The 9,219-nt window shown below is 57.4% G+C and carries 17 protein-coding genes; 14 read left to right on the top strand and 3 right to left on the bottom strand.

Features of this window, described 5'->3' with window-relative positions; all coding sequences use genetic code 11:
• Positions 1 to 23 precede the first annotated feature (23 nt).
• The 11 genes from NMB39_RS13935 (at position 24) to NMB39_RS13985 (ending at position 6,733) form a co-directional block, all read left to right on the top strand.
• On the top strand, positions 24 to 872 hold the full coding sequence (locus NMB39_RS13935) for a BRO-N domain-containing protein (RefSeq protein ID WP_494339032.1): 849 nt from the start codon (positions 24 to 26) through the stop codon (positions 870 to 872).
• Position 873: 1 nt separating this feature from the next.
• The gene (locus tag NMB39_RS13940; protein ID WP_494339031.1) at positions 874 to 1,851 is read left to right on the top strand and encodes a phage replication protein; all 978 of its coding nucleotides are present in this window, start codon (positions 874 to 876) and stop codon (positions 1,849 to 1,851) included.
• Complete coding sequence (locus tag NMB39_RS13945; RefSeq protein WP_494339030.1) at positions 1,838 to 2,635, top strand: hypothetical protein; 798 nt, start codon at positions 1,838 to 1,840, stop codon at positions 2,633 to 2,635. Before NMB39_RS13940 ends, NMB39_RS13945 begins: the two co-directional genes overlap by 14 nt.
• Positions 2,632 to 3,147, top strand: a complete 516-nt coding sequence (locus NMB39_RS13950; RefSeq protein WP_494339029.1) for a hypothetical protein — start codon at positions 2,632 to 2,634, stop codon at positions 3,145 to 3,147. The genes NMB39_RS13945 and NMB39_RS13950 overlap by 4 nt, the downstream gene beginning before the upstream one ends.
• Complete coding sequence (locus NMB39_RS13955) at positions 3,144 to 3,788, top strand: recombination protein NinG (RefSeq protein ID WP_068967242.1); 645 nt, start codon at positions 3,144 to 3,146, stop codon at positions 3,786 to 3,788. Before NMB39_RS13950 ends, NMB39_RS13955 begins: the two co-directional genes overlap by 4 nt.
• The gene (locus NMB39_RS13960; RefSeq protein ID WP_145916471.1) at positions 3,785 to 4,111 is read left to right on the top strand and encodes a Lar family restriction alleviation protein; all 327 of its coding nucleotides are present in this window, start codon (positions 3,785 to 3,787) and stop codon (positions 4,109 to 4,111) included. The genes NMB39_RS13955 and NMB39_RS13960 overlap by 4 nt, the downstream gene beginning before the upstream one ends.
• A complete protein-coding gene (locus NMB39_RS13965) occupies positions 4,108 to 4,653 on the top strand; it encodes a hypothetical protein (RefSeq protein ID WP_494339028.1) in 546 nt (181 codons plus the stop codon). The genes NMB39_RS13960 and NMB39_RS13965 overlap by 4 nt, the downstream gene beginning before the upstream one ends.
• A gap of 511 nt (positions 4,654 to 5,164) precedes the next feature.
• Positions 5,165 to 5,350: a zinc finger domain-containing protein gene (locus tag NMB39_RS13970; RefSeq protein WP_370589388.1), complete on the top strand. Its 186-nt coding sequence runs from the start codon at positions 5,165 to 5,167 to the stop codon at positions 5,348 to 5,350.
• Between the two features lie 8 nt (positions 5,351 to 5,358).
• Positions 5,359 to 5,865, top strand: coding sequence for a lectin-like bacteriocin LlpB (llpB, locus tag NMB39_RS13975; RefSeq protein WP_487383170.1), 507 nt, complete (start codon positions 5,359 to 5,361; stop codon positions 5,863 to 5,865).
• Positions 5,866 to 6,053: 188 nt separating this feature from the next.
• On the top strand, positions 6,054 to 6,392 hold the full coding sequence (locus NMB39_RS13980) for an MFS transporter (RefSeq protein ID WP_068967238.1): 339 nt from the start codon (positions 6,054 to 6,056) through the stop codon (positions 6,390 to 6,392).
• On the top strand, positions 6,389 to 6,733 hold the full coding sequence (locus NMB39_RS13985) for a hypothetical protein (protein ID WP_068967237.1): 345 nt from the start codon (positions 6,389 to 6,391) through the stop codon (positions 6,731 to 6,733). The genes NMB39_RS13980 and NMB39_RS13985 overlap by 4 nt, the downstream gene beginning before the upstream one ends.
• A 70-nt stretch (positions 6,734 to 6,803) precedes the next feature.
• Here the strand turns inward: NMB39_RS13985 and NMB39_RS13990 are convergent, their stop codons facing one another.
• Positions 6,804 to 7,142: a YceK/YidQ family lipoprotein gene (locus NMB39_RS13990; protein WP_068967236.1), complete on the bottom strand. Its 339-nt coding sequence runs from the start codon at positions 7,140 to 7,142 to the stop codon at positions 6,804 to 6,806.
• 122 nt (positions 7,143 to 7,264) lie between these two features.
• Between NMB39_RS13990 and NMB39_RS13995 the strand changes: the two genes are divergently transcribed.
• The 3 genes from NMB39_RS13995 to NMB39_RS14005 all read left to right on the top strand — a co-directional run bounded on the left by NMB39_RS13995 (position 7,265) and on the right by NMB39_RS14005 (position 8,184).
• A complete protein-coding gene (locus NMB39_RS13995; protein WP_068967235.1) occupies positions 7,265 to 7,540 on the top strand; it encodes a hypothetical protein in 276 nt (91 codons plus the stop codon).
• Positions 7,541 to 7,741: 201 nt separating this feature from the next.
• The gene (locus NMB39_RS14000; RefSeq protein ID WP_068967234.1) at positions 7,742 to 7,933 is read left to right on the top strand and encodes a hypothetical protein; all 192 of its coding nucleotides are present in this window, start codon (positions 7,742 to 7,744) and stop codon (positions 7,931 to 7,933) included.
• Positions 7,930 to 8,184 carry a hypothetical protein gene (locus tag NMB39_RS14005; RefSeq protein ID WP_494339027.1) on the top strand — a complete coding sequence of 85 codons (255 nt, stop codon included), beginning with the start codon at positions 7,930 to 7,932 and terminating at the stop codon, positions 8,182 to 8,184. The genes NMB39_RS14000 and NMB39_RS14005 overlap by 4 nt, the downstream gene beginning before the upstream one ends.
• A gap of 26 nt (positions 8,185 to 8,210) precedes the next feature.
• Here NMB39_RS14005 and NMB39_RS14010 read toward each other — a convergent pair whose 3' ends face one another.
• Complete coding sequence (locus NMB39_RS14010) at positions 8,211 to 8,612, bottom strand: hypothetical protein (protein ID WP_494339026.1); 402 nt, start codon at positions 8,610 to 8,612, stop codon at positions 8,211 to 8,213.
• A gap of 166 nt (positions 8,613 to 8,778) precedes the next feature.
• The gene (locus tag NMB39_RS14015; RefSeq protein WP_494339025.1) at positions 8,779 to 9,210 is read right to left on the bottom strand and encodes a hypothetical protein; all 432 of its coding nucleotides are present in this window, start codon (positions 9,208 to 9,210) and stop codon (positions 8,779 to 8,781) included.
• Positions 9,211 to 9,219 lie beyond the last annotated feature (9 nt).

Below are 9,219 nucleotides of genomic sequence, written 5' to 3' on the forward strand. Positions count from 1 at the left end.
TAACACTTTGTGAGGCCGATTATATGCAAACCCCGCCACATATCAATAGCGCTACCAATCTCGCGCCACGTTTTCCGCAAGCTGAAAACGTGGCGCGCAATTCCTCAGTGATTCGGTTCGACTTCGACGGCGCCGCGATCCGGGTCATCACCGACAAGCTCGGCGATCCGTGGTTTGTTGCCCGCGATGTCGCTGACGCCCTCGGCTACTCCAAGCCTGAGAACGCCGTGGCTCGTCACTGCAAGGCCGCGACCACTACCCCGAAACAGGGTGGTGGTTTCATGACCATTATTCCTGAGCGCGACCTGTACCGGCTGGTGATGAAGTCCAAGCTGCCGGCTGCCGAGAAGTTCGAAGAGTGGGTGGTGGGCCAGGTCCTACCGAGTATCCGCAAGACCGGCACCTTTTCCGCCCAGGGCCCGAACAACTCCAAAATCGTCGGCGAGCTGGCCATCCTGGAATGCTTCGACCGCCTGCTGAAGCCGGCCAACTCCAGCAAGATGATGATGCTGGCCAAGATCGCCGCCAACAACGGGCTGGATGCCAAGTTCCTCCCAGGCTACGCCGTGGACGCCGCACCAGATGCCGCTGGCGGGTCTTCGATGCCGACCAAGGCAATCACCGCCCTTATCAAAGATCACGCCATCGCCAGTACTGCCCGTGCCTTCAATATTGCACTTGAGGCCCACGACTTCCTCAAGGTCCTCCAGCGCAAAAACTCCAAGCAGGAAATGGTCGACTTCTGGTCCGTGACCGAGAAGGGCATGGCCTACGGCAAAAACCTCACCAGCCCTCAATGCCCCCGCGAGACGCAGCCTCATTGGTACGTGGATCGCTTCCTTGAATTGGCCGCAAAGGTCGGGAAGGCCTGACATGCAATACACCGTCACGATTAACCAGGTGAAGGCGCTGGAGTGGAGGCTGAATTCTCAGCAAGCCCTGCTATTCGCCTTCGTCTACGGCTGCCCGAGCTGGACCAAGCCAATCAAGACTGATGACGGGATCTTCTTCGCACTGAGCAAGGCCAAGATCATCGAGGAGCTGCCGCTGCTCACCGATAAGCCGGACACCGCTTACCGCATGCTGAAGGCCCTGGAAGAGGCCGGTTTGATTGAGCTTTCCAGCACCTCGAACATCACGCTTTTCCGCCTCACAGAGAAGGCCGTCGAGTGGAACCAGAAGCTCGACGGGTCGGAAAAATATCCGACCCCGCCAAACAACAAGGGTCGGAAAAAAATCCGATCTACCTCGGATAAATCTCCGAGCAAGGTCGGAAAAAAATCCGGGCAAGGGTCGGAAAAATCTCCGACAAATCAGGATACCAATCATCAGGGTACCAATCAGGAAACCAGTCAGGACTTGCAGGACGCCACCGGCAAGCCGGCTCAGTCCCGCAGCTTGGTGCTGGTGGTTGACCGCACCGATACTCCCCGGGTCGAGATTCCCGCCGACATGCCGGGCCCCAAAGACCAGACCTGCAAAACCTTCAAGGTCTGGGCGAACTACGCGATGGCTTACCGCAAACGCTACAGCGCCTGGCCGGTGTGGAATGCCAAGGTCGGCGGCCAGCTCGGCCAACTGGTTGACCGCCTCGGCGCCGATGTCGCCCACCACGTCGCTGCCCACTTCCTGAAAACCAGCGACGCCGCTGTGCTGCGCAAGTGCCACAGCCTCAACGAACTGCTGGCCAACGCCGAGAGCTACCACACCCAATGGGTTACCGGGCAGCGCATCAACGGCACGACAGCCCGCCAGATGGAGCGGACAGAGGCGAACCACTCCGCAGCGGAGCAGGCCGCCCAGATGGTTCTGGCCAAACGCCAAGCAGGTGACCGCAATGAATACCTCTGAAATGAACGACCAGCAGGTCGCTGGGCTGGCTGCTGCCATCTGCGCGACCGCCGAGGCCATGGGTCAGGAGATGAACCCCGGCACCGCCGCGATGATGGCCGAAGACCTCTGCGCGTACCCGGTGCCCGTCGTCAAAGCCGCCCTGAAGGCCTGCCGCTTTGAGGTGAAGGGCAAGCTGGCTATGGCTGACATCTTGCAGCGCGTCCAGACCGCCGATGGACGTCCAGGTAAGGACGAGGCCTGGGCCATCGCCATTATGACCAACGATGAGTTCGAAACTGTGGTGCTGACTGATGAAATTCAGCTGGCTCTGGCTGCTGCGAAACCCATCTTGGATGGCGGCGACAAGATCGGTGCGCGCATGGCGTTCATCGATGCCTACCAGCGTTTCGTAGGGCAGGCCCGCGAGGATGCGAAGCCGGTCAACTGGCACGTATCCGTAGGCTTCGACGCCGACCGCCGTATCCAGGCTGTGACCAAGGCGATGGAGTTAAAGCGTATCCCGCGCGAACACGCCCAGAAGTACCTGGCGGACCTGAGTGTCGAGCCAGTCACCGAAGACGGTCGGGCGATTGCTGGTTTGCTCACCGGCACCGTTACGCGGCCAGCGCCGGCTCTCCGCGAAAAGCTCGAACTGGTGAAGTCGTCGATGCTGGAGATGCGTGCAGCCAGCGCCGAGAAAAAAGACGAGATGCGCATTGAGGCAGCCAATGGGTTGGCGGATCGCCGAGCGCTGCTGATCAAGCAGGCCCAGGAACTGGAAGAGAAGAGGGCGGCGCAATGACCAAGCCAGCGAAGCTTCGCCCGATGCCCGTGTACCTGGTACTACGCCGCCTGGTTGATCCAGCCACCGGAAAGGAGGTGGCTGCGTTTGTGCCGTCCTCCGACGCTGACCGATCGATCCTTCGCGAGCGCGATTTCCGAATCAACACGAAGATCCGCGCCGACCTCAAGCAACCGCGTAACCCACGGTTCAATGGATTGGTCCATGGCTTGGGTCGGGTGCTGAGTCAGAACATCGATCGCTTCTCTGGCAAGCAGTCCCACGACGCGATCAAGTCCCTGCAACTGGAGTCGGGCGTGTACTGCGACGAGGAGCTTTTCGACATTCCTGGCCTTGGCCAACTCACCCGCAAGACACCGCGCAGCCTTTCCTACGATTCGATGGGGGAGGAAACATTCCAAGATTTTTGGCGCCAGTGCTGCGCGTACTTGGTGCTACACGATTGGCCGACGCTCACGGAAGAGCGCCTGACCGAAATGGCAGAGTTTGAGGCGTTCAAGGAGGCCGCATGACTATCAAACGGAAACAGCCAAAGCCGAAGAAATGCCGCGTCGCTACGTGCAGGACCTCATTCGTCCCGGCGCGCATCGGTCAGGCGGTGTGCAGCCCGGCCTGCGCAATGATCGACGCGCCCAGGCATGAGCCGAAGGCGCGCAAGGCGCTGGCACAAATCGAGCGGAAGGACATCAAGGTCCGTAAGGAGGCCCTGAAGAGTCGCGCCGACCACATGAAGGATGCCGAGAAGGCTGTGCGGGACTGCCGGCGCACCTACGAGCTGAGTATTGGCAGTGGCTGCATGAGCTGTGGTGAGTCGCAGGAATCGATTCTTGCGGCCCAGGGTTGGAAGACTGGCGGGGCATTCGATGCGGGCCACTTCCTCGGCAAGGGAGCTCGCCCAGAGCTGCGCCTGGAGCCAACCAACATATGGCTTCAGTGCAAAGCGTGTAACTCGGGCTCCTACATGCACGCTCGCAAGGGCTACACCGTTTCCCAGGGCTTCCGCGCCGGCCTCATCGCTCGAATCGGCCTTGAGGCTGTCGAGGCGCTGGAAGCCGACCACACGCCACGCAAAGAAACCGTAGAGCAACTGAAAGCCATCACAGCCGAATACCGGGCAAAGACCAGAGAACTGAAGAGGGGGAATGCAGCGTGAACGAGCCAATCAAGATGGGGCCATGCGCGTTCTGCGGTGGCCCTCCAGTGACTATCATTACTACCGCATTCTTCCCGCGCCAGCACGTTGAGAGGGTAGCGAACTATGGCGAGGACGGCCTTAGCGTTGAGGCTCGAGTCTACTGCCATGAGTGCGGCGCCAGCGGCGAGATCGCTGAAGATGAGATATACGACGCAGAGAGTTACGACCACGTAATGCTCGATGCCATTGGGAAGTGGAATCTCCGAGACAAGCGGCATGCCGGCCTGTACGAGTCCAGCGATCATGCTGGCCGAAACCTATACCCGAGGGCTGGCGCATGACCTATCGCAACGTTGTTTCAGCAGTAGTTCGCGCCCTTGCGGCCGAGACCATCAGTTCCGCCGGCGGCTGCGACTTTGAACCCAAGGTGCAGTGCGTCAAACAGAAGGGGGAGATCGTCGGTAAGGAGGCGGCGTTTCTCCAAGACTGCTGGGTATTCGGCCGACTGCACAAGGCGCTTTCCCCTGCACACTGGCGCGCACTGGTAGCGAAGTACTCCACTCACGAAGAACGCAAGCACGGCGCCATTCTGGAGCTGCTGAATTCGATAAAGACTCCAGCGCCGAAGCGCTTTCGGGAATGCGCCGTATTGACCTGGGCTATTCCTCAGGTAGCAGGCGCCGACGGCAAACGCTTCGCCGCGGTGCTGCCAGCGGCATGGTACGACATCACCAATTGGGACAATGACGGAAAGCCAGAGTCGACTCGATATCGGTGGCGCTCGTCGATACGCAAGACGCTGGATGACCAGGTGAATGAGGCGCTGACTTCCGCTCAAGAGCTGCTCGATGCCGAGGGATTGATAGAAACTTGCGCGGCATAGTAAATAGCCATTGCATTGAGTGAGAAAGTGAGAGAGTATTTACCCATCCTGTCGATCTTGTGCGTTAGGGATTGACACTAGAAAGCCTCGTCACTGCACGGGGCTTTTTTTCGTCCGCTCGTCGAGGCAGAAGCACTTTCTGTCTAATCAGTCCCTCCCAGTTATATGCGCAACCCCGCGCTACAGACAGGAGGTGATTTATGGTGGATGACAATAACGGTCCTGCAGCGCCATATCCTGGACCAAAAGAGGATATGCCCGAGACGGGCGAGGGTCATGACTCCGGTCTTGAGCAAGCTGAGTCGGAGCCCAAGCAGGGTACTGGTGAGAAGCCGGAGGACTGGAATCCACCGCCGGGCAACCCCGGATCTGACCAAGATGCTCAGACTGATCGCGACAACGGCGGCGCGAAGTAGAATCCAGTGAGAGCAAGTTACATCCCAGAGCCCGGTCTAGTGCCGGGCTTTTTATTGCCCAAATGAACGGGTAATTCAGCAAAAGGAATTTGCAGATGTTGAAAGAATTCAGATGCGGTAACTGCAAAAGACTTCTCGCCCGAACGGGTGGGTTTACAGAGCTCCAGATCAAATGTTCCCGATGTGGGACGCTGAATCATGTGAAGGCCGCGAGCCTCGAGCAATCGCCTTTGAGCGACATGAATGCGGAATCCTCCGCTATCAATCATTCGATTCAATAGGTGAAAAAATGTCCCATAGTGGCTTTCGTATTATCCTCTTTAACAGCGCCAATAATGGCACCGCTATCCTGCCTCCGCGTAACTGTCTGGTGGCGGGGCAGTATCTCGAATCTCCAAGCAAACGATACAAGCTGATCCTAGAGGCTGATGGAAATCTACGACTCTACGATAACGGCGCTCCAATCTGGGTGGCTGATAGCAGTGTTCCCTACACGTATGTAGACAACCGTCCAAATACAGATTTGGTCACTTGCTTCTACATGCAAGGCTCTGCCTTTTTGGTCGACCGTGTAGGTAGTCGTACCTGGGCAACCAGCGGTGACTGGCTTCCAGGTTCCGCAGATCGTGCTTACCTGCAAGTTCAGGATGACGGCAACGTTGTAATTGTAGATGACGTACCCCGCTGGGCTCGGTTTGGCTTCACTCCAGCAGCTCGTCCGAATCGTGGTGTTTTCTATCCAGACCACGGTACGGGCCCTCTTCCTAGCTTCCCGGTATGGAGCTGGACGTTCTAACGCTCGCCATCGTGTGCCCGAGGGAAATAAACTTTGGCCCAAGGCATAAGCGGCGATCACGCAGCGTGCCTTTTAGGCCCCAGCACTTGCTGGGGCCTTTTCGTTTTCGGCTCCACCACACCCATCGCTAAGGCTGGGAGTGCTGCTGGGGCTGACCTATTTTAAACATGCCCCACGGAGTCGAGCGCATGGAGTTTCTACAGCGCCTGCTCGACAAGATCGACAGGTTCGAATTATTAATTGCGGGCCTGATTGGGGCTGTTGTTGCGAGCTGGTGGCACAAGGACGACTTGTCCGACTGGCGAGCCTGGATGGTGTTCTTGGTGACCGGCATGGCCTGCTCGATCTACCTGACGAGCATGGTCAGCACCTACTTGGGCGTGACCGAGCCGAAGATCGTCGCCGGTATCGGCTTCCTGCTTGGTGCATTCGGCGGCTCGCTCCTGGCGGCCATCAATCGAGCCATCAAATCCGCTGACCTCTGGGCGCTCATTCGCCAACGGTTCGGGGGAGGCAATCCACCATGAATCTTGAACTGATCAACTCCATCGCCTGCGGCCTGATCGCCGCCTGGGCGGCCTGGTGCGTACTGAGCGGGAAGGTGAGGGACGGCATCCTCGGGAAGCTGATCTACTCGACAATCTCCATCACCGGTTTCGTCGTAATGGTGCGTAGTCAGAACATCTTCTTCGGGCCGACCACTGCAGGTCTGACACTGCATGTCGCCCTGGCCCTGGCCGGCGCCCGCCACATCTTCATGGTCACCTACTGGCAGACTGTGAAAGCCTGGCTCTGCCGGCATCTGAACTGTGAGCATTGCATGGGACGTGAAAAGGTGCCCGACGGGGTCAAGCGGCGAGGCAAGTAAATCGCGACATGTTTCTCATATGTGAAGCCGAGACAGGTGCAAAATGACCTGCCTGGGATCAGTTGCCTTGCTATTCGTAACGAGCCTTCTTGATATCACCGTGCTTGTTTTGCAGGTGGATGGTGTAAGGCAGTAAGACGGTATCTATTACCGCTGATGCTCCCATGTCCAGAATGATCAATGCGGGAGCAGGGTATCCGGCAAAACCAGTGCTTTTACGTGGTTCCGCATCTAGGGTGCAGAAATCGAAGATGGCACCGCTGTAGATTCGAGGCACCGAGTCGCAGTGGGAGTGCCAGCGAGCCAGTTTGCTGCTCGCCACGGCATCATTCCGAAAGGTTGTATTGATCGTTCCACATCCCGACGCTGAAGCGGCCGCGAGCACCAGCAGAATGTATTTGAAATTCATTAATTCAAGTCCTTTAGAATAACGTTGGATTGTAGCCGAGTAGGAGGTGGCGTGGTCATTCATCTTATAGGTTGCGACACGTTTCGCGAGTCAGCAAATTGCGCCGCGACACTGGATAGCTCATGGACACCAAAACACCACTGATCCGCTTCAACGACATCACAATGACCTTGTCTGCGGATGGCCTGAAAGCTGCGCTGATCGCCAAGTACGGTGACACGGCTGCCCAGATACTGGTTGACGGTTTGATCCTTCAGAATGCCACCTATTCGACCTACTGCCCGGATGACGGCGTGACGTTCGCCTTTACTCAGCCGCTGGAAGGGCGCAACACACGAGCGACCAATCAGGCGAATACGTCCATTGGGCGGATGATGGCCGGGGCCAGCGAAAAGTGATTATCGACGGCCATCCTGTGACCCGCATGATCTGGTGTGACGCCTAGGCCGGTATCGCCGTTGTTGCCGACCAGCCGATCAAGGCCACCGATGGTGAGACGGTCGACTTCCACCCTGTATGGGGCGACATCAGGGTCATCTACTGTGGCGGCTATACCGACACCAACAAAACATTCCGCATGGGTGAGGGGCTGGTATTCAATGAGTAACGTAACCCGCCTGCGCCACGCGCTCCCGATGAGCCAGGACATCAGCGTTGCGGTAAGCGCTCTCGACAAGGCCATTGCTGATGCCGTGGGCGCTGCGAAGTCTGCCGGATTGCCCCAGGGCCTTATCGTTGGATTGCTCCACGGCCATGCCAACGCACAGACACACCAAATGGTGACCGAATGACCGTCAAGGTACTGGAGTTCAAGCGGGAAGACTGGCGCGACGCCGCCAAGACCCTGCGCAAGATCGCCGATGACCTCGATGCCGGGGAGCATCCTGAATGCACCGTGGGCGCTTTAACGCTGATCGGCGCAAAGGGTGAGGTCGCTGTGTTCGGCCTCGGCCCTAAGTGCGACGACCTGCAATGCCTCGGTGCGATGCGCCTGGGCGAGCAGAAGCTGATTGATGTGCTGGTGGAAAATTCAGAAGGGTAAATTGCTGACCGAACTCATCGCCCGCCTCAAGCCTTCCCTCTTTTCAATGTAAGGGCGAGCATGGAGGTCGAGACTATTCCTGGCATAAGAAATATGTATGTGAGTTCGGGCAGATCGCGCGTCCAGTACGCGAGGACAATGCCCCAAATCATTGCAATCACCGCTCCCGATGCCAGCAAGCGTGAGTTGCGCACATTGGGTGTCGCTGACATTGAAAGTGCATAGATCTTCCATGCCGACCATATCGCGAATGCCGAGGCGATTGCTGCCCCTATAAGTGCTAGCGTCCCAAGCGGAGTACTCTTGGCGACAAAAATGAGCGGAATAAAGAACGCCACTACGCCGACCGCGAAGAGGATGGTGATTGGTACAAGCCCGACAACCGCCGCAATTGTCAGCCCGATACGCAGCTTTATCAGGTTATCCATTTCCTACACCTTGAGCTCTATAGCGTTATCGGGCGGTCTTATAACCGCCAACGCGCCACTATTTCAAGCATCAGAGAGACGACATGACAATCAAACAATCCGACTGGGAAGCGATCGATCGTTTATCACGTCGGGTCATTGTCCATTTATTTTGAGAAGGCTTGGTTTACTTCACGTATTTTACGGTTGCACTAACAACCAATTGATCGTTGATGGTTACCTTGCAAAAGCGCTTCTCAACTGTTTTGCCGTCAGCGGCGAGTGTAGGGTCGCATTGTAAAAATACTCTCTTCCCTTTCCAGTCCTTAGCAACTCCTGCGGTGGTTGTGCTCGCAGGCTCTTGCATGAATCTGCGGTTCTGTGGTGCGAAGTAAATTTCTGGTTCTCCGCCTCCAAAGAAACCGGATTCGTAGGTGGAGCAGAGTGTGCCCTCAACTCGCTCTCCATCGATGATATTCGCGTCGATATGGCAGGCGGTCCGGCCGTTCGAGACATCCAGATCAACTGGTCCGAGGTTGGTCCACGTAGGGGCAGTAACGCACCCGGAAAGAGCTGCTGTGGCAAGAGCGATAAGGCAGATGGATTTAGTGCGGGGCATTGAATTGAG

Source organism: Pseudomonas sp. FBCC-B545 (assembly GCF_059134095.1).